The organism is Clostridium sp. TW13, assembly GCF_024345225.1.
In the GTDB taxonomy this organism is placed as follows: domain Bacteria; phylum Bacillota; class Clostridia; order Clostridiales; family Clostridiaceae; genus Inconstantimicrobium; species Inconstantimicrobium mannanitabidum.
Window position 1 is genome coordinate 4,256,111 of the sequence record NZ_BROD01000001.1, and the last position, 23,822, is coordinate 4,279,932.

Below are 23,822 nucleotides of genomic sequence, written 5' to 3' on the forward strand. Positions count from 1 at the left end.
AGAGAATTATCTCTATAAATATACTTTTTATTTAATTACTTTATTCTTAAAAAATATAATAAAATATGAGCAAAATAGGTTATAATTAAGAAAGAAAGTTTTATTGAAAGGTGATTTTTATGGCATACAAAGAAGAATGGGGCAACAAGAGATACTGTAGTTTAAATAACTTTTTAAGAAATAAATTCGGAGAAAAGGTATTTAAGATATCAATAGATGGTGGTTTTACTTGTCCTAACAGAGATGGCAAAGTAAGTACTGGAGGATGTATATTTTGCAGTGCAAGAGGTTCAGGTGATTATGCTGGCAACAGATTGATGTCAATAACAGACCAATTCAATAATATAAAAGAGGTAATGCAAAAGAAGTGGAAGAATGGTAAGTACATAGCATATTTTCAGGCATATACAAATACATATGCACCAGTGGATGAGCTTAGAAGAAAGTATGAAGAAGCTATAAATATGGAGGGGGTAGTGGGCATTGCGATTGCCACAAGACCAGACTGTTTATCAGCTGATGTAGTAGAATTATTAAAAGAGATAAATAGTAAAGTATATACATGGGTAGAACTTGGACTTCAAACTTCAAATGAAGCTACTGCAAAGATAATAAATAGAGGATACGATTTACCAACCTTTGAAGAGGCAGTAAAAAACCTTAGAGATAGTGGAGTTGATGTTGTTGTACACACTATTTTTGGTTTGCCAGGAGAAAGTAAAGAAGATATGTTGGAAACAGTAAGGTACCTATCAAGAACTGATATACAAGGGATAAAATTCCATTTATTACATCTTATGAAGGATACTAAGCTTGTAAAATTGTATGAAGAAGGAAAGCTTCAATTCTTATCAAAAGATGAATATGTTGAGACTATTTCCAAGGCAATATGCATGTTGCCAGACAATATAGTCATTCATAGATTAACAGGAGATGCTCCAAGACAATTGCTTATAGGACCTATGTGGAGTTTAAAAAAGTGGGAAGTACTTAATGCAATAGATGATTATATGGAAGAAAATGATATATATCAGGGTTTGGACTTTCATACAAATATGTTTAAATAGTTTTGTTAAAAATACGTATGGAATAACTATCATTAAACGGTTACAATTTAAGTATAGAATAACTAAGAAAAACTAAAGGGGGAAATGCACAATGGCAAACCTATCATTAAAACATATTTATAAAGTATATCCAGGAGATGTGACAGCAGTTAAAGATTTCAACTTAGATATAGAGGACAAGGAATTTATAGTATTCGTAGGACCATCTGGTTGCGGTAAGTCAACTACATTAAGAATGGTTGCAGGACTTGAAGAAATATCACAAGGAGAATTATGGATCGGAGATAAGCTTGTTAATGATACAGCACCAAAGGACAGAGATATCGCAATGGTTTTCCAAAGTTATGCTTTGTATCCTCATATGACAGTTTATGATAACATGGCTTTTGGATTAAAATTAAGAAAACTTCCAAAGGAAGAAATAGAAAAGAAAGTTAAGGAAGCAGCTAGAATACTTGATATAGAACATTTATTAGACAGAAAGCCAAAGGCTTTATCTGGTGGACAAAGACAAAGAGTTGCGTTAGGAAGAGCTATAGTAAGAGAACCAAAGGTATTCTTAATGGACGAACCATTATCAAACCTTGATGCTAAACTAAGAGTTCAAATGAGAACTGAAATATCTAAATTACACAAAAAGTTACAAACAACATTTATATATGTAACACATGACCAAACAGAAGCTATGACAATGGGTAGCAGAATTGTTGTTATGAAGGACGGTATAATTCAACAAGTTGCAAGCCCACAAGAAATATATGAAAACCCAGTTAATATCTTCGTTGCAGGATTTATCGGAAGTCCACAAATGAACTTCTTAGATGTAACTCTACAAGAAAAGGCTGGAAAGGTAGTTGCACTATTTAAGGGAGAAGAAATAGTATTACCAGACGATAAGGCAGCAATCCTTAAGGAAAAGTCATATATTGGTAAAGAGGTTGTTTTAGGTATCAGACCAGAAAATATTTTAGAAGAAGCAGCAGGAGAAAAACATGAAGCTGAACTTACAGCTAAGGTAGAAGTAACTGAATTAATGGGAGCAGAAAGTTACATTTACTTAAATAAAGATGGCAAGTCTATTGTTGTAAGATCTAACGGAAGTACTCAACTTAAGGTTGGAGATGCAGCTAGAGTAGCTTTAAGAATGGAAAAATGCCACGTATTTGATAAGGAAACAGAAGAAGCAGTATTTTAGGAGGAAATGAAGATGTACAACTTCAAAGAATATCTAGTTAAACTAAATGAAAGTAGTGGAATTGATTTTAGATTGATTACTGATGAAGGACAACTTCTTTTTGATACTATTCATGATCAGGATATGGATAGTTTGAAAGTTATGGAGTTATCATTAAGTAATCAAGGCGCTAGTTTATACTATAATAAAAGATTTGAAATTTGTGCATCACTTTTAAAGTATTCTATTGAAAGTAAATATGAAGAAATATTTTCTTTGAGAGAACAACTTATAGTTGATATGTTAGAAGGAAAGGGTATTACATCAGAGGCGTTGTATAATGCCCTTCCTTTTTTATCAGCAAAATGCACTATTTTTCTTATTTATGTTGATAAAAACAGATATGAAGTTTTATCTTTAATGAAAAAATATTATGATAGTGAAGCTATAATTAGTTTTGTTTATAAGAATTATGTAGTGGTAATTGGCAACTTTGAAGATGAATTAGATCATGCCAAGAGCATAACAGATATAATTACTTCAGATGCATTTGTTACGTCATACATAAGCTATGAAAATTTCCAAGGAGCTACAGAAGAATTGTCTAAGGCTTATAAGGATGCAGCTTCATATATTGAGATTGGTATCAAGTACAATCTTAAAGGAAAAATCTATAATGGAGAAAACTTATTGTTTGAAAAAACTATCTATAATGTTAACAGTGATGTTAAAGAAGAATTATTTGATTCATTTAAAGATAAATTTATAAAATTTGATAATGAGATGATTAATACAATAGAAGAGTTTTTAGATAATGGCTTGAATATAAGTGAGGCTTCAAAAAAATTATATATTCACAGAAATACTTTGATTTATAGACTTGACAAAATACAAAAAGATACTGGATATGACATTAGAGACTTTAGGCAAGCCACTATATTTACAATAGCCTTTCTAATATGGAAGGAAAAAAAGAGAGCGAATTTATAATTCGTTCTCTTTTTTTGCATCTTCAAAAAATAGACTAGCATTTAGACTTGTTATTTATTGAAGATGACTAAATTATATGAGATTATATATTCAGATGACTTATCTTAAACAACTTGGAATATTATGAATTTCAAATAATAAGATTCATCTGCAGTCCAAAGAATTGGATGATCTGCAGCTTGTGTTCTGAATTCAACCTGCCTTAGCTGTCTATGAGCATCTTTTGCAGCTTCTAATATTGTTTCCTTAAAGTTTTTCTCACTCATGTAATGTGAACAAGAGCAAGTAACAAAGTAGCCACCTTTTTTAACTAACTTCAAACCTCTAAGATTAATTTCTTTATATCCTTTTGTTGCATTTTTTATAGTATTCTTTGATTTAGTGAATGCAGGTGGATCTAAGATTACTACATCATACTGTCTGCCTTCTTTAGACCATTCTGGTAGAACGTTAAAAGCATTATGACATTCAAATTTAACTATTTCTGATAAGTTATTTAATTCAGCGTTTTTAGTAGCAAAATCAATAGCATGTTGGGATACATCAACCCCAAGTACAGAATTAGCACCAGCGATACCAGCATTTAATGCAAAAGAACCTGTATGAGTAAAGCAGTCCAGAACATCAGCATCTTTGCAAATCTTATGAATAGCCTTTCTATTTTCTTTTTGGTCAAGGAAGAAACCAGTTTTTTGGCCGTCTTTAATATCTACATAGTACTTTACACCATTTTCCATGATCTGTAACATTGTATCAAAAGGTTCGGTTAAGAATCCTTTTACTTGTTCCAAGCCTTCAAGTTCTCTAGTGGCAAGGTCACTTCTTTCGAATATACCTTTTGCACCATAATCTTCAACTAAAATTTTTGTAAATAACTCTCTGTACTTTTCCATGCCCAAAGTGGAGATTTGTAGTACATAATAGTCTTCAAATTTGTCTACAGTTAAGCCTGGAAGAAAATCAGCTTCTCCAAATATAAATCTACAGCTAGAAGTATCGATTATTTTTTTTCTATACTCCCATGCATCCTTAAATCTTTTTCTAAAGAATGCTTCATCTATATCCTCATTAATATCTCTTGTTAGTATTCTAATAGTTATCTTTGAATGGTCATTAATATAACCTTTTCCTATGAATTGTTCCTTAAAATTATATACTTCGACTATATCTCCATTTTCATAATCTCCGTCATATTCCTCAATTTCATCAATATATATCCAAGGTCTTCCTTGTTCGGCGTTTTTGCCCAAGCCTTTATATAAGAAGAATTTACTAGCCATAAATGCCCTCCTTTAATTACGTATACAATGATTATATCACAATATTAACAAAATAAACTAAGAATAAAAAATTGTTGGAAAATATCAAAAATTTAAAACTTGATAACGTTGTCAAATATTGACCGAATGTACCATTTAATGTAGTATTAACCTATAACATAGGCAATAATAATAAGGGGGATTACTTATGAAAAAAAATGGGGCTAAAATCAAAAAAAATCGTACAAGTATATTAAAAAATATAAAAATTAATCCTAAGAAATTACATTTTAAAAAGGTAAATCTTAATCCTAAAAAAATAAACTTGAACTTCAAGAATATGAATATTAAAGCTAGGTTAAAGCTTACAGTGACTTTTGTAATCGCATTATTAGTCATTATATCTATTTCAACATTAATTGTTATGAAGCGAGTTCAAACTTCATTAAATTCTATAATAAATGTAAATGTAAAGCAGATTGTTTTGTTACAAAAAGTAGAGAGCAGTACTATATTAAGTGCTGATCAATTAAAAAACATAATGATGATAAGCACAGATACAGAATCAAAGGATAAAAGTAAGACAAAGTATGAAGCGTATATAAAGGATATGCAAAAATATACAAACGACTTAAGTGCTATGGCTAAAGGTAGTGAAAATGAGAAAGTAATTAAAGATATGGTTACTAGTAATGGTTTTATTTTTGATAACTTAACTTCTTTGTATAACTCGTTAGCAGATGCCAACATAGTTAGAAGTTATGAAAGCGATATAATGAATATTGATTCAACATTACAAAGACTTGATGAAAATATAAATGAAGGGACAGCAAAAATCAATACTTCTATGGAAAAAGCATATAATAGGCTAAACTATGCTGAAACTACAATGATGATAGTAGTAGCGGTATTAGTCCTTGTAGGAATTGTATTAAGCACAATTATGTCTGCTGCCCTTATAAAGAGCATAAGTAAATCGTTAAAAAATATTACAGCTTTATCAAAGAGATTGGCTCAATATGATTTCTCTGAGGAAGCACAAGTTGTATATAATGATGAAATTGGAGAAGCAATAGTTAATCTTAATTCAGCTCAGAAGACAGTAAGAGAATTAGTTGGAAAGATTAAGGAAGATTCGGATAAGTTGGTACAAGAGTCAAAAGAATTAGCTCAATCTACTGTGGATATGAATGAAAAGATGCTGTATATCAGTGAAGCAACTGAGAGGATAAATAGTGGAAATAATGATGTCAGTGCAGTATCTGAAGAAATTGGTGCATCTATACAAGAAATAGATTCAAGTGTGAGTGAATTATCCTTGAAGGCAACAGATGGAAGCCAAAAATCAGATATAATAAGTGAAAGAGCTCAAACTGTTGCATCAGAATCTAAAAAGTCTAGTGAGAGAGGTAAAACTCTTTATGAAGAAAAGCAAGTGGAGATAATAAAAGCAATTGAAGAAGCCAAGGTTGTTACAGAAATAAAAGTAATGGCAGATTCTATATCATCTATAGCAGATCAAACTAACCTATTAGCGCTTAATGCAGCAATTGAAGCAGCTAGAGTTGGTGAACAAGGTAAGGGATTTGCTGTAGTAGCAGCAGAAATTAGAAAGCTTGCAGAGGAATCTTCTTCAGCAGTTTCAAAGATAAAGGATACAACAAATAAAGTACAACATGTATTTGAAAACATGTCAAATCACTCTAAGGAAATACTTAAGTTTATAGACACAATTGTATTAAATGATTATGATAAGCTTGTTGAAACTGGAGCTCAATATAACAAAGATGCAGAGTATGTAAGTACTATGTCTGAGGATATGGCATCTATGTCTGAAGAAGTAAGTGCTACTATTACTCAAATTGCTGAAGCAATACAAAATATGGCTGAGAATACTCAGTTAACAGCAGAGCAATCAACTAAAATTCTTGAAAATATAGATTATGCTAAGGTTGTAATGAACAGAATAGTAGAAAACTCTGAATTGCAAAAAGCTTTAACAGAAAACTTAGGAGAAGCTATAAGTCAGTTTAAGATTTAAGTATCAAGTGAAACTTGATTCAGGTGGGGGTTGATCCCCATCTGAATCTTAGTTGAACTTACACCCTCAAGGGGTACCTCGTCCAGGAGTGTGCAGCCGTTATCTCCAACTTAAGCAAATAAGTGAAAGTCCAAATCTATGATTTGGTTACTTGAACTTAGTTAACTAATGAATTAGTTAACTTCATTAAAATTGATTTAGTGTGAATCGCTTAAGCAGACATCTCAAATCTATGATTTGATGATGGTCGCTTACTCTGTGAGTACTCATCTGACTTTAGGAAGAGGAGTTTCATATAAAGTTGGAGTGTTACGGATGCTAGCTATCGGATAAATTTAAAAGAGGTTGTCTTTAGGACAACCTCTTTTTGAATAAAGTAATAGGGATAGAAATGGGGGAATTTGGGGGGTTAGGACCATTCATTATTAACATAACCATCAATTAAATCACTAATTTTTTGTGAGCATCTACAACCATGACATGAACCAGTAGTGGCTCCAGTAGATTGTGCAACTTTTTCTACTGTTAAAGCGCCATTTCTGATTTTATCTTTAATAGTTGCTCTAGTGATAGATTTACATAGACAAACTTTTGTAAGTTTATCAAGAATAAGTGGGTTAATATTATTGTCCATAGTAGCCTCCTAAAACAAATCATTTATCTCTATGTCATAAAGATAAGTTATTGTATAAATATATTAAAACATATTCATATTTAATAGTCAATATTAATTAATAAAAATTATTAATTAGAAAGAGAATATTTTTTATAAAATATGGTAAGTATATGTAATTGACAATAAAAGTTTATTAATATATAATCAGTATTAATGAAATACTATGATTAGGAAAAGTACTTAGATATGTAGTTTTTAGAGAGTGATTGGAAGGTGTAAAATCACAACTATTTTTTAAGGAAAATCACCTATGAGTTGGAGGCTGAAAGAATATCAATTAAGCTTATCTCGTTCACCTGCGTTAAAGGTTAGAGCATGAATGTGCTTGAATTTAATTACCCTGATTTTGATGTGTAAAAATATGTTTTAGGGTAAAAGCTTATAGGTGGTATAACGAATACAACTTCGTCCTTTAGGATGGAGTTTTTTTTATTTCATTAAATATATAATGCCAAAGTGCTATAAATAAAGAAAGGGGAAATATCAAGATGTACAAAAAAGTTGATTCTTCAAAAACTTTTGTAGAATTAGAAAAAGACATTTTAAATCAATGGAAAGATGACAATGTAATAAAAAAGAGCTTAAATGCAAACCCAGATGGAGAGTATTTTACATTTTATGATGGACCTCCAACTGCAAATGGAAAGCCTCACGTAGGTCATATTTTAACAAGAGTTATGAAAGACCTAATTCCTAGATACAAGGTTATGCAAGGATACAAGGTTATTAGAAAAGCAGGTTGGGATACTCATGGACTTCCAGTTGAACTTGAAATCGAAAAGAAATTAAAGATATCAGGAAAAGAACAAATAGAAGAATATGGTGTTGAGAAATTTGTTAAGGAATGTAAGGACAGTGTGTTTACATATGTTAGCATGTGGGAAGAGATGTCAGACAAAATTGGTTATTGGGTAGACATGGAGGATCCTTATGTTACTTACCATAATTCATATATTGAATCAGTATGGTGGGCTTTAAAGACTATGTGGGATAAAGGACTTTTATATAAAGGTCATAAGGTTATGCCTTACTGTCCAAGATGTGGAACAGGATTATCTTCTCATGAAGTTTCTCAAGGCTATAAGGATGTTAAGGACCTAACAGCTATAGCTAAATTTAAAGTAAAGAATGAAGAAAATAAGTATATATTAGCATGGACAACAACTCCATGGACATTACCATCAAATGTAGCTTTATGTATAAACAAGAGTTACACATATGTTGAAGCAAAGAAAGATGATGAAGTTTATATCTTAGCAAAAGACCTTGCAGGTAAGGTACTTGGTGAAGAGTATGAAATAGTAAAAGAATTTAAAGGTGAAGAACTTTTAGGCTTAGAATATGAACAACTACTTCCATTCTATACACCGACAGATAAGAAGGGATTCTATGTAGTTCATGGAGACTATGTAACTTTATCAGATGGTACTGGTATAGTTCATATTGCACCAGCATATGGTGAAGATGATAATTTAATCGGTAAAAAATATGATCTACCATTTATAAACTTAGTAGACCTTGAAGGAAAGTTCGTTGATGAGGTTACACCATGGGCAGGAAAATTAGTTAAGAAGTGTGATGAGTCAATAGTTGAGTATCTAAAAGAACAAAATAAGCTATTTAAAGCTGAGAAGCATACTCACTCATATCCACATTGCTGGAGATGTGACACACCACTTTTATATTATCCAAGAGATAGTTGGTTTGTAAAAACAACTGCTTTAAGAGATAAACTACTTGAAAATAATAATAAGATAAATTGGTTACCAGATAACATTAGAACTGGTAGATTTGGAAAGTTCCTTGAAAATGTTATTGACTGGGGAATTTCAAGAGATAGATACTGGGGTACACCATTACCAATCTGGGAATGTGAATGTGGTCACAGAGAATGTATTGGTAGTATAGACGAATTAAAGCAAAAGGGTATCAATGTTCCAGAGGATATAGAATTACACAAACCTTATATTGATAATGTTCATTTAAATTGTCCTCATTGTGGCAAGGAAATGACTAGAACTCATGAAGTTATAGATTGTTGGTTTGATTCAGGTTCAATGCCATTTGCACAACATCACTATCCATTTGAAAACAAGGAGACTTTTGAAGCTAACTTCCCAGCACAATTTATATCTGAAGCTGTTGACCAAACAAGAGGATGGTTCTATACATTATTAGCAGTATCAACTGCATTATTTGAAAAGAATCCATTTGAAAACTGTGTAGTTTTAGGTCACGTATTAGATAAAAAAGGCTTAAAGATGTCAAAATCTAAGGGAAATGTTGTTGCGCCAAATGATGTTTTAGATACAGTAGGGGCAGATGCTACTAGATGGCATTTCTACACTTCAAGTGCACCATGGCTTCCAACAAGATTCTCAAGAGAAGATGTTGAAGATACACAAAGAAGATTCCTAAGCACTCTATGGAATGTATATTCATTCTACGTTTTATATGCTGATTTAGATAAATTTGATGCAACTAAATATGCAGGCTTCAAGTCAGCGAATGTAATGGATAAGTGGATATTATCAAAGCTTAATACATTAATAAAGACAGTGGAAAATAATTTAGAAGAATACAAGATTACTCAAGCAGCATTAGCTATTGAAGATTTTGTGGATGAATTATCAAATTGGTATGTAAGAAGAAACAGAGCTAGATTTTGGGTAACAGAATTAACTGATGATAAGATAGGAGCTTATACAACATTGTATACAACTCTTGTAACCTTATCAAAGGTTGCAGCACCATTTATACCATTCATGACAGAAAATATTTATCAAAGTCTTGTAACATCTTTAGATGCTAATGCTCCAGAAAGTATTCATTTATGCAAGTGGCCAGAATTCAATGAAGCTTTAGTAAATCCAGAATTAGAAAAGCAAATGGACTTAGCATACAATATATGTAAGCTAGGAAGAAGTGCAAGAAATGGAGCTAATATTAAGAATAGACAGCCACTTGGCAAGATGTCTGTATCTATAGCGACATTACCAGAATACTATGGTGATATCATAAAGGATGAGTTAAACATCAAGACTATAGAATTTGGTGCGGATCTTTCAGAGCATGTTAACTTTGAGATAAAACCAAACTTACCTGTACTAGGTAAGAACTATGGTAAAATGATACCAGGTATAAGAAAAGCAATTTCTGAAATGAATCAAATGACTTTGGCACAAGATATTAACGGTGGAAAAGTAGTTACAATAACTGTTGAGGGCACAGAAATCAACTTAGATAAAGAAAGTGTTCTTGTAACAATGCAAGGAATTGAAGGATATGCTTTTGCTGGTGAAGGTGAAGTAGGAGTTGTTCTTGATACTCATATTACAGATGAGTTAAAAGAGGAAGGCTATGTAAGAGAAATATTATCAAAGGTTCAAAATCTAAGAAAAGAAAGTGGTTTTGAAGTATTAGATAAAATAAACTTATATGTAGCTAATAATGATATGTTATTAGATGTAATTAAGAGAAATGAAGATACAATAAAGAAGGAAACATTAACTGATAATATATTCTATGGAGAAGAAGCAACTTACTTTGAATTCAGTATTAATGGTGAAAATCTTAATATAGCAGTGGTGAAGAATAGCTAATTTTAGCCAATTTCAGACAAGAAAAAGGATCATCTCAAGTATGTAAATTGAGGTGATCCTTTTAATGTTTGACCTTGTATAAAAAAACTAAAAATACTAATAATATATGTAAAATGCTTCAAAGATTAAGAGTTTAAACTTTAGCGATTGAAAAAAAAACATCATTTCATTATACTTAATATTAAGAAAACGTTTTATTGAAATACAGGCTTGAAATTCTTTTTTACAAAAAAATATAAATTTCGATAATATGGTTTAAAATCTTGTGTTAATAAAGATTAATGTATATAATTATTAATTATTGAAACAATTTCACAGTTATAGGAGTTGATAAATGAATGGCTGTTTCAATTAAAGACGTTGCAAGAGAAGCTGGAGTTTCAATCGCAACAGTATCAAGAGTTTTAAATGACATAGACGTAGTAAATGAAGAGACAAAACAAAAAGTTCTAGATGCAATAAAGAAACTTGGATACAGACCTAACATAGTAGCAAGAAGTCTTAAAACTCAAAGAACAAAAACTATAGGTATATTAGTGCCAGATATCTCAAGTAAGATTTATCCTGAGATTGTAAGAGGAGCAGAGGACGTTGCAAATATATATGATTATAATGTAATTTTATGTAACTCTGATTATGATGGGGAAAAGGAAAAAGAGTACTTAAGAGTATTAAAAGAGAAGATGGTTGATGGACTTCTTTATATGAGTGTATCCTTAGAAAAAGAGACTATAGACATTGTTAATGAGTTGGATTTAAAAACAGTGTTAGTTGAAACTAAGGATGATGAAGGTTCATTCCCAAGTGTAAGTATTGACAACGTAAAAGCTGTATATGATGCAACTAAGTATGTAATAGGCAGAGGGGCTAAAGATGTTGCTTTTATAGGAGCGAAGCAGGAGCAAGTAAATGCTTTTAGTAAAAGATATCTAGGCTACGAAAAAGCTATTTTAGACAGCAAATTGGATTTACACAAAGAATTGGCATACTTTGAAGGCTTTGGAGTGAAGACAGGAATTGAAGGTGTAAATAAGCTTTTAGAAAGTGGTAAGAAATTTGACGCTATAGTTTGTTCATCAGATGAAATTGCCATGGGAGCTATAAATGCTTTAAGAGAGAATGGAAAAAGGGTTCCAGAGGATGTAAGTGTTATAGGTTTTTCAAACATTTCTACTACGGAAGTTTTTTATCCAAAGATAACAACTGTTTCAGAACCACTTTATGATATGGGTTCTATTGCTATGAGAATGTTAATTAAATTAGTTAACAATAGACAGTTAGAGCAAGGGCATTATGTTTTGGATCATAAACTTGTTGAAAGAGATAGTTGTAAATAAGAATGCAGAAATGCATTCTTATTTTTTATTATAAATTAAATTGCTTAATTAGTTGCGGGTGCAACTAATTGATGCTATAATAGTTGTTGCCGCAACTAATTAAGGAGTGATTTTTATGGATTTAAGCCAAGAGAGTAAGGCTACCTTTGGTAAATTTATATCAGCAGTTTATTGGCAGAGAAATAGCTTTTTTTTAAAAAGGTTCAATAAATTTAATATTGGCTGTGGTCAATATAGATTTCTATTAAATTTATATTTACAGGATGGAATAACTCAAGAGGAACTTAGTAGTAAGCTTATGGTAGATAAAGCTACTACAGCGAGAGCTATTAAAAAGTTAGAAGAAGAAGGATATGTATCAAGGTCTGTTTTAGAAGAAGATAAAAGAGCTTATAAAATAATGATTACAGAAAAGAGTCTTTCTATAAAAAAAGAATTTTTTGAAATACTTGATGAATGGGAAAATGAAGTTATGCGAAATTTAAGTGTGGAAGAAAAAAAGAGTTTGCTTCATTTATTAGAGAAGATTGCATCAAGTAATATAAGTTAGGAGGAAGTATGAATAAACAAGATGTATTAGGAACAGAAAAGGTAACATCATTACTAATTAAGTTTTCAGTGCCAGCTATAATTGGTATGTTAGTAAATGCTATGTACAATATTGTAGATAGAATATTTATTGGTCATATACCAAAGGTAGGTAATGTAGCTATAACTGGTGTTGGTATTACATTGCCTATAATGACTATAATTTTAGGTTTTGGTATGTTAATTGGTATTGGATGTGCTACAACAATATCTATAAGATTAGGACAAGGAAAAAGAAAAGAAGCAGAACAAATCCTTGGAAATGCTGTTACATTAATAATTATAACAAGCATAATTATTTCTGTATTAGGTACGATTTTTGGAGAGCATATATTAAGAGCATTTGGTGCTAGTGATGAGACTTTGCCTTATGCTAAGGACTTTATGACAATTATTTTTTATGGAACTATTGTTAATATGCTTGGTTTTGGATTAAATCACTCAATTAGAGCAGATGGAAGTCCAAAGACAGCAATGATTTCAATGCTTATAGGAGCAGGGACCAATACTATATTAGAACCAATATTTATTTTCGGTTTAGGAATGGGAGTAAAGGGTGGAGCTACAGCTACCGTTATTGCTCAAACTTGTTCAGCTGCATGGGGACTTTGGTATTTTACTAAAGGTAAGAGTTCTCTAAAGATTAAGTTACAAAACTGCAAGTTGAAGAGAAATATAGTACTTAGTATTCTAGCCATAGGAGTATCTCCTTTTAGTATGCAAATTGCAGCAAGTGTTGTTCAGGTTATATCAAATAATGCTTTAAAAGTGCATGGTGGAGATATGGCCATAGGAGCAATGACAATTATAACAAGTGTATCAACAATTTTCTTGATGCCTATTTTTGGATTAAATCAAGGATCACAGCCTATAGTTGGATACAATTATGGTGCTAAGAAATATGATAGAGTAAAGTTAACAATTAAGTATCCTCAAATAGTGGCAACAACTATTGCTTTAATAGGGTTTGTATTAATAGAATTATGTCCTTGGCTTATAGTAAAGGCATTTAATAATGATCCTGAACTGCTAAATATAACATCAACAGGAATGAGAATATATTTATGTATGTTGCCTTTTATAGGATTGCAGGTAATTAGAACTAACTATTTTCAGTGTATTGGGAAAGTTAAAATATCTATGTTTTTAAGTTTATTAAGACAAGTAATTCTGCTAATCCCATTATTAATAATTTTACCTCAAATTTGGGGGTTAACTGGAGTATGGATTGCAGGACCAACAAGTGACTTCTTATCATTTGTTATTACTACAATTATGTTTAGAAAAGATATGCACCGCTTGGAAGCAGTGCAAAAAGCTCAAGAAAATTTACAATCAAAATCTATTGTTTAGTCTAATAAGAATATAAGGAAAAGTCCTTAAAGAGTCTGAGAAAACAGGCTGCTTTAAGGACTTTTTTATTTAAGCTAAAGTTTACGTAAGCTCAAATATATTATATGGCATCTGAAAGTACATAGTTTTATAGTCTAATCCATTTGTACTTGATATTTATTTTTAGATGCCTAAAAACTATTATACAGAGATAAGAAATATAGGTATTAAAGTATTCCTTCTGACTTAAGAATATTTTCAAGTTTTTGTACTTTTTCTGTTAGACACATAAATTTTTCTTTTAATACTTCATTATGTACTTCGCTAGAATCAATAACCTTTTCCATATCCTCTACAGCTTGTAGTGCGTCTTCAATATCTTGTTGAGCTATTTTAAGATTTACGTCTTTCATTGCTTTTCTCCTCTTTGCAAGTTTATAGATTTACATATATTTATCCTATCACGACTAACTGAGCATTTCAAGGCATATAAATTATAGAAAAAACGTTTTTTGGAGGGACGAGGCTATGATCAACTACATATGGTTTGTGATGATATTTTTTGGAGTAGCTTATGGATTATTTACAGGGCAGGGAGAAGTAATGTCAAAGGGGATTACTGAGTCTGCTCTGTCTACAACTAATTTAATAATAGGGCTTTTAGGAATAATGTGCTTTTGGTGTGGAATTATGAAGGTTGCTGAAAAAAGTGGGCTTACTGACATTTTAGCGAAAATATTAAGACCTATACTAAGGAAATTATTCAAAGGTGCGGGAAAGGATGACAAAGCATTAGGTGCAATTGTTATGAACATCACAGCTAATATGTTAGGTCTTTCAAATGCTGCCACACCTTTTGGAATAAAAGCCATGGAGGAAATGGATAGAATGAATCGAAAGAAAGGTATAGCATCAAATGATATGGCTTTATTTTTGGTGATAAATGCAGCAAGTATACAATTACTACCTTCAACTATTATTTCTATAAGAGCTTCTGTAGGGTCAAGCAATCCTGCAGCAATAATTTTACCAGCTATATTATCTACTACAGTAGCAGCTATTGTTGGAATTACTGTATGTAAAACAATTGAAAAATATTTTTAGAGGGAGGAAGTTAATACATGTTTAATTACCTTTTAAAAAGCATAATCCCAATAATATTTGCAATAGTAGTTACTTATGGAATGTTTAAAGGCAGAAAGGTTTATGAATGGTTTATTGAGGGTGCTAAGGAAGGATTAATGGTTTGTCTAAGAATTTTTCCTTATCTCTTAGCTATGATAGTAGTTATAAGAATTTTTAGAGACGTGAAGCTTTTAGATATAATCAATTATTGTCTAAAACCTATCTCTAGTCTTATTGGGTTACCGCAGGAACTTGTACCATTAATAATAATAAAGCCGTTATCAGGAAGTGGGGCATTGGGTGTATTGACAGATATACTTAAACAGCATGGTCCAGACAGTTATATAGGTGCGTTAGCATCAGTAATTATGGGAACAACAGAAACAATTTTTTATACAATAAGTGTTTATTTTGGTGCTGTAGGGATTAAAAAGATACGACATACTTTATTAGCTGCTGTTTGTGCGGATGTAGCTGCTATACTTTCAGCAATAATTCTTGTTAAGCTAATCTTATTTTAAAATCTTAAGAATTCATTAAGTTTTTTATAAAATAGAGGAATTGTTAAAATCATATGGTAATATATAACTTAAGAATTATTCAATTAAGGGGGAAGAGATTCCATGATAGAAATATCAAATGTTACAAAGGTTTATAACAATACCCATAAAGCAGTTGATAGCCTAAACTTAACTGTTAAGGACGGAGAGATCTTTGGTTTTTTAGGACCAAATGGAGCGGGCAAAACAACTACTATCAAAATGCTTACAGGTATAATTGAAGCTAGTGAAGGAGAAATAAGATTAAATGGGAAAGATATAAAGAATGATACCTTAGCAGCTAAAAAGAGCTTTGGTTTTGTTCCAGATAGTCCAGATATGTTTTTAAGACTTAAGGGAATAGAGTACTTAAATTTCATGGCGGATATCTATGAAGTACCAAAGGAAACTAGAAAGGCAAGAATTGAATCTTTAGCAAAGAGATTTGAAATTGAAGCTGCATTAGGAGATAGAATACAAAGTTATTCTCATGGTATGAGACAAAAGATAGTTGTTATGGGAGCATTAATGCATAATCCAGATATTTGGATTTTGGATGAGCCTATGACAGGATTAGATCCAAAGGCTGCTTTTGAGCTTAAGAACATGATGAGAGAGCATGCTAATAGTGGTAAAATTGTTTTATTTTCTACCCATGTGTTAGAGGTAGCTGAAAAGATTTGTGATAGAGTAGCTATAATAAACAAAGGTAAGATTTTATTCTGTGGAACCCTGAAGGAAATGAAAGAACACTTTAAAGAAAATGAATCTCTAGAGAATATGTTTTTGGAGCTTACAGAAAATGCGTAATATATTATTATTAACAAAGGTCCTTTTTAAATCAGGGGGAAATATGGGCTTGGGAGGTAAAAACTCTAAGAAGTCAAGTAAGCTATCAAATGTAGGAGGAGTATTCCTATATTTACTATTAGCACTTTGTTTCGTACCACTAGGTTTTGCTGTTTTTGAAATGCTTGATGGTATGTATCAATCATTAAATGCAGTAAATCAAGGTGGATATGTAATTGGATTAAGTTTTGTAATGGTGAGTTTTATAATTTTCTTCTTCTCAATTTTTTCAATTGCAGCAGTGTTGTTTTACTCAAAGGATATTGGGTATTTATTACCTTTACCTTTTAAACCAAGAGAAATAACTTTAGCAAAGTTTCTATATATTTTAATTGGTGAATATTTAATCGAAGCATTAATTGTTATACCAACTTATGCAGTGTGGGTAGTGAACAATGGAGTAACTCCGTTATTCATTATAAATGCTATATTGGTATTTTTACTTACACCAGTATTCCCTATTTTAGTGGCTTCAATAATTATTATGCCAATTATGAGGTTTTCAAGTTTATCTAAGCATAAAGATGCATTTACTGTTATAAGTTCATTAATGGCAATAGTAGTAGGCTTAGGTATAAATGTTTTTATGAATAGAACTGGTTCTATGCTTCATGGAAATAAGATGGCGATGGCTCAGCAGATATTACAAACTAAGAATGGTATGTTAAGTAGTATATCTGGACTTTTTATAAATGCTAGATTAGGGGCAGAAGCGTTAACAGGAAATACAGCAAATCAAGTTATAAATGTATTATTACTTTTACTAATTGTGGCTTTAGCAGTAATGCTATTTGTTGTGTTGTCAGATGCATTATATTTAAAAGGTGCAATGAGTATATCTGATTCTGCATCCAAGAAAACAAAAATTTCAAATGAAGAATTTGATAAATCAACAAACATGAATGGTCAAATTTCTACTTTAGTAAAAAGAGAAATGAAGATATTAATGAGGACACCAGTATATTTATTAAACTGTGTAGGAACAATAATAATTATGCCAATATGCTTTGTGCCTATGCTATTTGTAAATAAAGGTGGAATTAATTTTAGCAGTGTTGGTGCAAGTATGCAAAATAATAATGTAAAGCAAAGTATAGCTTTGTTGGTTGTATATGGTGCTATAACTCTCTTTGCAGGAATTAGTCCTACAGCATCAACAGCGATTTCAAGAGAAGGTTCTATCTTCTTTGTATCAAAATATATTCCTGTCGATTATATGAAACAAATTTGGGCGAAGCTTATACCTTCAATAGCAATTAATTTTCTTGGAACATTAATTATGGCTGTTGGAGTAACAATACTTCTTCACATAAGTGTGGATATATGTTTAATTGCACTTTTAATTGGATTGTTAATCTCAAGTTTCACAGCATTTTTAGGAATTTTAGTAGACTTAATAAGACCTAAACTTGTCTGGAATGGAGAAGAGCAAGCTGTTAAACAAAATTTAAATTCATTTATTGGATTTATTATAAGTTGTGTACTTTTAGGAATATGTGCTATACCAGTAGTTATGTTCTGTTTAGACTCTATGTGGCTAACAGCTGGAGCTATTATAGGAATACTAGTAGTTCTTAACTTAATAGGATATTTTATAGTTAGTACCTATGGAGTAAGTAGATTTAAGGCAATAGAATAAATAAGAAAAAATCAGATAGATATATTAAAAGCTCAAAAATCTTAGCTGAGATTTTTGAGCTTTTATATTTAGGAAAGATTGTACTTTATAACCAATAGAATCAATTCAAATAGTCTCTATATTGAGTTTAATTCTCCATGAATTTGTCTATTGACTTGTGTTAGTTTAACTTTGAAAATTTCTTTTTATACAAGAAACAAAGCAAAGAACCATCTATAGCCCATTGAATTGCTGTAATTATCCAAACATATACTACAGAAAGTTTAAATGTAAATATAGCAACAAACATTAATGGAAATCTTATTACCCATGAAGTGAAAAGTGTAACCTTAAATGGAGTTTTAGTATCTCCACTTCCTTTAAGTATTCCCCCGGAAATCATGGATAATGCTAGGAAAGGTTGTTCTATAGCTGCAACCATTAAGCAGTAAGTGCCTAACTTGATTACTTCAGTTTCATTAGATGATATAAAAAGTTTAAATATAGGACCAGGAATAAATAGGAATAAAACAGAAAATATCACCATTGTAATAGTACCAAGGAATAATGAAGTCTTAGCATATTCTTTGGCTTTTTTATAGTTTTTTTCTCCTACCTTTTGTCCAACTAAAGTGGTAGCAGCTACTGCGAATCCCCAACCAGGCATGAAAGATATAGATTCGATAGTTGTAGTAATTTGATTTGCTGAAAAGGCTATTGTACCAAGAGCAACAATGAAGATATTACATATTAATCTACTAATACTATAGGAACCCTCTTGAAGCATTGCAGGAATTGATAGGTGTAAAAGAGACTTTAATCTATCTAAACGAAGGTTTTTGATGTATTTAAAGTGTAGCTTTATCTTAGAATGTTTCATGAAGTAGAATGCTATAAATATGAAACCTAAAAATTGAGCAGTAGAGGTTGCTATAGCGGAACCAACAGCTCCTAGCTGTGGCAATCCAAGTTTACCGAATATTAGTCCATAGTCTAAAACAATGTTTATTATGTTTACTACTATGGCTGTAAACAATGGTGTTTTAGTATTGCCATAAGCTCTTAATGTGGCAGAAAGAGAATTAATAAGCATAGTAAAGAAGATGGCAATAGAAGCTATATGCATATATGAAGCCCCTATGTGAGCAACAGTATTATCAGCACCTACAGCTACTAATAATGGATATGACAACGAAGCAAAGAATAAACCACCTAATATAGCTAATATAATAGCCACAAAAAAACCAATAGTAGCGTATTCTTCAGCCTTTTCTATTTTATTTGCCCCTACATATCTTGCAACAATGGAAGTTATACCTACGGAAATTCCACTACCAACAAGAACATTAGAATAGGTAGATAAGAATTCTGTAGATAGACCTACGCTACTTACAGCTATATTTCCACCATAATGTCCAACCATCATGGTATCAACTACCCATATGATAGTATAAAGAATCATTTCTCCAACAGCTGGCAAAGAAAGTTTCAGCACATCTTTAACAGTGTCTTTATGTAAATTTAATTTCATATGTTTCCTCCAATAATGCATCTAAAAGTATAAAGGTTTATAGGTTAGTCCATTTGGACTTGTTATTTATTTTCACATGCCTAAATATCAAGTGAAACTTGATTCAGGTGGGGTGTATCCCCATCTGAATCTTAGTTGAACTTATCCAGGAGCGTGCAGCCGTTATCTCCAACTTAAGCAGAGAACCTAAATCTATGATTTAGTGTGAATCGGTTAAGCAGACATCTCAAATCTATGATTTGATGATGGTCGCTTACTCTGTGAGTACTCATCTGACTTTAGGAAGAGGAGTTTCATATAAGATTGGAGTGTTACGGATGCTAGCTATCGGATAAATTCAAGTATGCAACATTTCCATTATACCAAAGAAGAAGACTAATTTTAATAGGATACTAAAAGATTTATAGTTCTAAGTGTTGAAAATTTGTTGAATTTATAACTCACAAATAAAAGCAAGCATTAATAAAATATATAGGAAATACTAAGTATCTTTAGAGGTGGGTGAATGATCACAATAAGTTTGTGTATGATTACAAAAAATGAAGAGGACGTAATAGAGAGATGTATAAACTCAGTTAAAGAGGCAGTAGATGAAATAATTATAGTAGATACTGGCTCAACTGATAAAACAGTTGAAAAGGTTAGACAGTACGATATAGTTAAAGTTTATGACTTTAAATGGGTGGACGACTTTGCGAAAGCCAGAAATTATTCTTTTAGTAAGGCTACAAAGGACTATATTTTATGGCTTGATGCAGATGATATTTTATTCCCAGAAGATAAGGATAAGCTGATACAGCTAAAATCAAATTTAGATTCAAGCATAGATTCGGTAACAATGACCTATATTTATGCGAGAGATGCTCAAGGCAATCCTACTGTCTCATTAAGGAGAAATAGATTAGTAAAACGTGAAAAAAATTATCAGTGGTTTGGTAGAATTCATGAGTATATTGATGTTAGAGGGAAAGTCATGAATTCAGACATTACAGTAAGTCATTTTAGAAACAAACCTCATGGTTCAAGAAATCTTGAAATTTTTGAAAAAATGAAGGAAGAAAATGTGGTCTTTACTCCAAGAGATATGTACTATTATGCAAATGAATTAAAAGATAATGGTAGACTTGACGAAGCTATAAAGATGTATAAACAATTTATAGATACAAATCAAGGATGGGTGGAAGATGTTAAAGGAGCTTGTACAAGGATAGCAGATTGTTACTCTTATAAGGGTGATGAGAAAAATGAATTTATATATATGTTAAAGTCACTCGAATATGACATTCCAAGACCTGATATCTGCTGTAGAATTGCTTATAAGTTTATGCAGGAAAATAATTTTCTAGCAGCAATATTTTGGTATAAGGCTGCTATAGAAAGCAAACCAGATGCAGACAACATGGCAATATGGGATCCATCTACTTATACCTGGATACCATATTTGCAAATGTGCGTATGCTATAGCAATTTAGGACAATATGAGGTAGCAAATATGTATAATGAAAAAGCAGCAGAATATGTGCCAAGTCACTCCAGTGTATTGCATAATAGGGAGTTTTTCAAAGATAAGATTTAAGTAGTATAAGTGAAAATACGGAACTAAAGTAAAGATAATGTCATACTATGTAATAATGGATGTATTTTAAATAATACGGAAGGAGATAAATTAATGGCAAATCTATATATTAAGGTATTTGAATTGCATAAAGACGGTACAAGTACTCCTATAGTTGGTATACCAGTTGTTATACAAGATCCAGCAACTGGTGATGGAGTTGCTTTAATAACAGATTCAACTGGAACAGGTATAGTTAGTATATCAGCTTCAGCAACCTTTAGGATAACTGAGGCTTATGGATATACACCTACCCCTACTTTGTCTTCAGTTAACTTTAATCCACCAGGTCCAGTAGGAACAGTTACACCTGCGGATCCACCAGGATTAATTTCTTTGTCAGCAAATCAGCCAACTTATGTATTAACAGGAGGAGACACTGTTATATTTGTAGACGGAAGTCCTGATGAGTGGTCAGCAGGAGTAACTGGAGTTACTGGAGTTACAGGTGTGTCTGGGGCGACAGGAGCACAGGGCCCAACCGGAGTATCAGGAGCGAATGGTACAAACGGAGATGAAGGTGGAACTGGAGCAACCGGAGTAACAGGAGTATCAGGAGCAACAGGAGTAACTGGAGTATCAGGAGCAACTGGAGTAACTGGGGTATCAGGAGCAACAGGGGTAACTGGAGTATCAGGAGCAACCGGAGTAACTGGAGTATCAGGAGCAACCGGAGTAACTGGAGTATCAGGAGCAACCGGAGTAACTGGAGTATCAGGAGCAACAGGAGCAACCGGAGTAACTGGAGTATCAGGAGCAACTGGAGTAACAGGAGTATCAGGAGCAACAGGAGTAACTGGGGTATCAGGAGCAACAGGAGTAACTGGAGTATCAGGAGCAACCGGTGAGACTGGAGTATCAGGAGCAACTGGAGTAACAGGAGTATCTGGAGTATCTGGAGTATCAGGAGCAACAGGAGTAACTGGGGTATCAGGAGTATCAGGAGTATCTGGAGCAACAGGAGTAACTGGGGTATCAGGAGTAACAGGAGTATCTGGAGCAACAGGAGTAACAGGAGTATCAGGAGTAACTGGAGTATCTGGAGTAACAGGAGTATCCGGAGCAACAGGAGTAACTGGAGTATCCGGAGCAACAGGAGTAACTGGAGTATCTGGAGTATCTGGAGCAACAGGAGTATCCGGAGCAACAGGAGTAACTGGGGTATCAGGAGTATCTGGAGCAACAGGAGTGACTGGAGTATCTGGAGTATCAGGAGTAACTGGAGTATCTGGAGCAACAGGAGTAACTGGGGTATCAGGAGTATCAGGAGCAACAGGAGTGACTGGAGTATCTGGAGTATCAGGAGTAACTGGAGTATCTGGAGCAACAGGAGTAACTGGAGTATCAGGAGTAACTGGAGTATCAGGAGTATCTGGAGCAACAGGAGTATCAGGAGCAACAGGAGTAACTGGGGTATCAGGAGTATCTGGAGTAACTGGAGTATCCGGAGCAACAGGAGTAACTGGGGTATCAGGAGTATCAGGAGTATCAGGAGCAACAGGAGTAACAGGAGTATCAGGAGTATCCGGAGTATCAGGAGCAACAGGAGTAACTGGAGTATCAGGAGTATCCGGAGCAACAGGTGTAACCGGAGTATCAGGAGTGACAGGAGTATCCGGAGTAACAGGAGTATCCGGAGTAACAGGAGTATCAGGAGTATCAGGAGCAACAGGAGTATCCGGAGCAACAGGAGTATCCGGAGCAACAGGAGTAACTGGGGTATCAGGAGTGACTGGAGTATCAGGAGTAACTGGAGTATCAGGAGTGACTGGAGTATCAGGAGTGACTGGAGTATCAGGAGTATCCGGAGCAACAGGAGTATCCGGAGCAACAGGAGTATCAGGAGCAACAGGAGTATCAGGAGCAACAGGGGTAACTGGAGTATCAGGGGTAACTGGAGTATCAGGAGTAACCGGGGTATCAGGAGTAACCGGGGTATCAGGAGTAACTGGAGTATCAGGAGTAACTGGGGTATCAGGAGCAACAGGAAAAACTGGAGCAACAGGAGTAACTGGAGTGTCAGGAGCAACTGGAGTGACTGGAGCCAAAGGCCCTACAGGAGATTGTGGTAAATGTCATAGAGATTTTGCAAGTTATGTATTATGTAGAGAAGTTCCAGCAGATACAAAAATACCATTAAAACTAGAATCAGATGATCATCGTAGAGACTGCGTAACAGACATTCCATTAAGAAGAAATAAGAATTATTTAGTTACTTGGAGTGTTATCCTTAAATCAAGGGATAATTTCATTAATGTTATAGCAGCACTATTATTGAATGATAGATTTGTAAAAGAAAGCATAGCAAGAGTTGCAAGAGTTGCAGAGGGTTGTGAAATTTTAACACTAACCGGATCAGCAATAATTGAAGCTGAGGCTCTTAACAATACCCTTTCATTGATTTGTAAAGCTCAAAATTGTAGTAATGTACTAGTGATAGGAGCATCTTTACAGATTCTTGAAGTTTAAAATTAAGTAA

Annotated in this window: 18 protein-coding genes and 1 other annotated feature; of the genes, 14 read left to right on the forward strand and 4 right to left on the reverse strand. The window is 32.8% G+C overall.

The window, feature by feature from the left end; all coding sequences use genetic code 11:
- The first annotated feature begins 119 nt into the window (after positions 1-119).
- The 3 genes from mnmL (at position 120) to OCU47_RS19825 (ending at position 3,231) form a co-directional block, all read left to right on the forward strand.
- A complete protein-coding gene (mnmL, locus tag OCU47_RS19815; RefSeq protein WP_261830299.1) occupies positions 120-1,067 on the forward strand; it encodes a tRNA modification radical SAM protein MnmL/YtqA in 948 nt (315 codons plus the stop codon).
- A gap of 91 nt (positions 1,068-1,158) precedes the next feature.
- Positions 1,159-2,262, forward strand: coding sequence for an ABC transporter ATP-binding protein (locus OCU47_RS19820; RefSeq protein ID WP_261830300.1), 1,104 nt, complete (start codon positions 1,159-1,161; stop codon positions 2,260-2,262).
- Positions 2,263-2,274: 12 nt separating this feature from the next.
- Positions 2,275-3,231: a PucR family transcriptional regulator gene (locus OCU47_RS19825; RefSeq protein ID WP_261830301.1), complete on the forward strand. Its 957-nt coding sequence runs from the start codon at positions 2,275-2,277 to the stop codon at positions 3,229-3,231.
- Between the two features lie 104 nt (positions 3,232-3,335).
- Here the strand turns inward: OCU47_RS19825 and OCU47_RS19830 are convergent, their stop codons facing one another.
- Positions 3,336-4,511 (reverse strand): class I SAM-dependent rRNA methyltransferase, encoded by a 1,176-nt coding sequence (locus tag OCU47_RS19830; RefSeq protein ID WP_261830302.1) that lies wholly within the window; start codon positions 4,509-4,511, stop codon positions 3,336-3,338.
- Positions 4,512-4,698: 187 nt separating this feature from the next.
- On the opposite strand from OCU47_RS19830, the gene OCU47_RS19835 reads away from it, so the two are divergent.
- Positions 4,699-6,531, forward strand: a complete 1,833-nt coding sequence (locus OCU47_RS19835; RefSeq protein WP_261830303.1) for a methyl-accepting chemotaxis protein — start codon at positions 4,699-4,701, stop codon at positions 6,529-6,531.
- Positions 6,532-6,940: 409 nt separating this feature from the next.
- Here OCU47_RS19835 and OCU47_RS19840 read toward each other — a convergent pair whose 3' ends face one another.
- Positions 6,941-7,165, reverse strand: coding sequence for a (2Fe-2S)-binding protein (locus OCU47_RS19840; RefSeq protein WP_261830304.1), 225 nt, complete (start codon positions 7,163-7,165; stop codon positions 6,941-6,943).
- A 196-nt stretch (positions 7,166-7,361) separates the two neighbouring features.
- Positions 7,362-7,623: a binding site (T-box leader), on the forward strand.
- A 72-nt stretch (positions 7,624-7,695) separates the two neighbouring features.
- Here OCU47_RS19840 and ileS point away from each other — a divergent pair.
- From ileS to OCU47_RS19860, 4 genes are all read left to right on the forward strand, one after another.
- Positions 7,696-10,809 carry an isoleucine--tRNA ligase gene (gene ileS, locus OCU47_RS19845; RefSeq protein ID WP_261830305.1) on the forward strand — a complete coding sequence of 1,038 codons (3,114 nt, stop codon included), beginning with the start codon at positions 7,696-7,698 and terminating at the stop codon, positions 10,807-10,809.
- 338 nt (positions 10,810-11,147) lie between these two features.
- The gene (locus OCU47_RS19850) at positions 11,148-12,146 is read left to right on the forward strand and encodes a LacI family DNA-binding transcriptional regulator (protein WP_261830306.1); all 999 of its coding nucleotides are present in this window, start codon (positions 11,148-11,150) and stop codon (positions 12,144-12,146) included.
- Between the two features lie 115 nt (positions 12,147-12,261).
- Positions 12,262-12,696, forward strand: a complete 435-nt coding sequence (locus OCU47_RS19855) for a MarR family winged helix-turn-helix transcriptional regulator (protein ID WP_261830307.1) — start codon at positions 12,262-12,264, stop codon at positions 12,694-12,696.
- Between the two features lie 8 nt (positions 12,697-12,704).
- The gene (locus tag OCU47_RS19860; protein WP_261830308.1) at positions 12,705-14,087 is read left to right on the forward strand and encodes an MATE family efflux transporter; all 1,383 of its coding nucleotides are present in this window, start codon (positions 12,705-12,707) and stop codon (positions 14,085-14,087) included.
- A gap of 206 nt (positions 14,088-14,293) precedes the next feature.
- Here OCU47_RS19860 and OCU47_RS19865 read toward each other — a convergent pair whose 3' ends face one another.
- Positions 14,294-14,479 carry a hypothetical protein gene (locus tag OCU47_RS19865; protein WP_261830309.1) on the reverse strand — a complete coding sequence of 62 codons (186 nt, stop codon included), beginning with the start codon at positions 14,477-14,479 and terminating at the stop codon, positions 14,294-14,296.
- 115 nt (positions 14,480-14,594) lie between these two features.
- On the opposite strand from OCU47_RS19865, the gene OCU47_RS19870 reads away from it, so the two are divergent.
- From OCU47_RS19870 to OCU47_RS19885, 4 genes are all read left to right on the forward strand, one after another.
- On the forward strand, positions 14,595-15,170 hold the full coding sequence (locus OCU47_RS19870) for a nucleoside recognition domain-containing protein (RefSeq protein ID WP_261830310.1): 576 nt from the start codon (positions 14,595-14,597) through the stop codon (positions 15,168-15,170).
- A gap of 17 nt (positions 15,171-15,187) precedes the next feature.
- The gene (locus OCU47_RS19875) at positions 15,188-15,712 is read left to right on the forward strand and encodes a spore maturation protein (protein WP_261830311.1); all 525 of its coding nucleotides are present in this window, start codon (positions 15,188-15,190) and stop codon (positions 15,710-15,712) included.
- A 102-nt stretch (positions 15,713-15,814) separates the two neighbouring features.
- Positions 15,815-16,540 (forward strand): ABC transporter ATP-binding protein, encoded by a 726-nt coding sequence (locus OCU47_RS19880; protein WP_261830312.1) that lies wholly within the window; start codon positions 15,815-15,817, stop codon positions 16,538-16,540.
- Positions 16,533-18,218, forward strand: coding sequence for a putative ABC transporter permease subunit (locus OCU47_RS19885; RefSeq protein WP_261830313.1), 1,686 nt, complete (start codon positions 16,533-16,535; stop codon positions 18,216-18,218). Before OCU47_RS19880 ends, OCU47_RS19885 begins: the two co-directional genes overlap by 8 nt.
- A gap of 160 nt (positions 18,219-18,378) precedes the next feature.
- Here the strand turns inward: OCU47_RS19885 and OCU47_RS19890 are convergent, their stop codons facing one another.
- Complete coding sequence (locus tag OCU47_RS19890; protein ID WP_261830314.1) at positions 18,379-19,749, reverse strand: MATE family efflux transporter; 1,371 nt, start codon at positions 19,747-19,749, stop codon at positions 18,379-18,381.
- Positions 19,750-20,233: 484 nt separating this feature from the next.
- Here OCU47_RS19890 and OCU47_RS19895 point away from each other — a divergent pair, with 484 nt between their 5' ends.
- Together OCU47_RS19895 and OCU47_RS21800 are read left to right on the forward strand one after the other, a co-directional pair.
- Positions 20,234-21,304, forward strand: coding sequence for a glycosyltransferase (locus OCU47_RS19895; RefSeq protein WP_261830315.1), 1,071 nt, complete (start codon positions 20,234-20,236; stop codon positions 21,302-21,304).
- Positions 21,305-21,397: 93 nt separating this feature from the next.
- On the forward strand, positions 21,398-23,812 hold the full coding sequence (locus OCU47_RS21800) for a beta strand repeat-containing protein (RefSeq protein ID WP_309297458.1): 2,415 nt from the start codon (positions 21,398-21,400) through the stop codon (positions 23,810-23,812).
- The last annotated feature ends 10 nt before the right edge of the window (positions 23,813-23,822 follow it).

What these genes read in the sequence shown, in the direction of transcription:
- mnmL (WP_261830299.1), top strand. Translation starts at nt 120, where the DNA reads ATGGCATACAAAGAAGAATGGGGCAACAAGAGATACTGTAGTTTAAAT.
- OCU47_RS19820 (WP_261830300.1), top strand. Translation starts at nt 1,159, where the DNA reads ATGGCAAACCTATCATTAAAACATATTTATAAAGTATATCCAGGAGAT.
- OCU47_RS19825 (WP_261830301.1), top strand. Translation starts at nt 2,275, where the DNA reads ATGTACAACTTCAAAGAATATCTAGTTAAACTAAATGAAAGTAGTGGA.
- OCU47_RS19830 (WP_261830302.1), bottom strand. Translation starts at nt 4,511, where the DNA reads ATGGCTAGTAAATTCTTCTTATATAAAGGCTTGGGCAAAAACGCCGAA.
- OCU47_RS19835 (WP_261830303.1), top strand. Translation starts at nt 4,699, where the DNA reads ATGAAAAAAAATGGGGCTAAAATCAAAAAAAATCGTACAAGTATATTA.
- OCU47_RS19840 (WP_261830304.1), bottom strand. Translation starts at nt 7,165, where the DNA reads ATGGACAATAATATTAACCCACTTATTCTTGATAAACTTACAAAAGTT.
- ileS (WP_261830305.1), top strand. Translation starts at nt 7,696, where the DNA reads ATGTACAAAAAAGTTGATTCTTCAAAAACTTTTGTAGAATTAGAAAAA.
- OCU47_RS19850 (WP_261830306.1), top strand. Translation starts at nt 11,148, where the DNA reads ATGGCTGTTTCAATTAAAGACGTTGCAAGAGAAGCTGGAGTTTCAATC.
- OCU47_RS19855 (WP_261830307.1), top strand. Translation starts at nt 12,262, where the DNA reads ATGGATTTAAGCCAAGAGAGTAAGGCTACCTTTGGTAAATTTATATCA.
- OCU47_RS19860 (WP_261830308.1), top strand. Translation starts at nt 12,705, where the DNA reads ATGAATAAACAAGATGTATTAGGAACAGAAAAGGTAACATCATTACTA.
- OCU47_RS19865 (WP_261830309.1), bottom strand. Translation starts at nt 14,479, where the DNA reads ATGAAAGACGTAAATCTTAAAATAGCTCAACAAGATATTGAAGACGCA.
- OCU47_RS19870 (WP_261830310.1), top strand. Translation starts at nt 14,595, where the DNA reads ATGATCAACTACATATGGTTTGTGATGATATTTTTTGGAGTAGCTTAT.
- OCU47_RS19875 (WP_261830311.1), top strand. Translation starts at nt 15,188, where the DNA reads ATGTTTAATTACCTTTTAAAAAGCATAATCCCAATAATATTTGCAATA.
- OCU47_RS19880 (WP_261830312.1), top strand. Translation starts at nt 15,815, where the DNA reads ATGATAGAAATATCAAATGTTACAAAGGTTTATAACAATACCCATAAA.
- OCU47_RS19885 (WP_261830313.1), top strand. Translation starts at nt 16,533, where the DNA reads ATGCGTAATATATTATTATTAACAAAGGTCCTTTTTAAATCAGGGGGA.
- OCU47_RS19890 (WP_261830314.1), bottom strand. Translation starts at nt 19,749, where the DNA reads ATGCATTATTGGAGGAAACATATGAAATTAAATTTACATAAAGACACT.
- OCU47_RS19895 (WP_261830315.1), top strand. Translation starts at nt 20,234, where the DNA reads ATGATCACAATAAGTTTGTGTATGATTACAAAAAATGAAGAGGACGTA.
- OCU47_RS21800 (WP_309297458.1), top strand. Translation starts at nt 21,398, where the DNA reads ATGGCAAATCTATATATTAAGGTATTTGAATTGCATAAAGACGGTACA.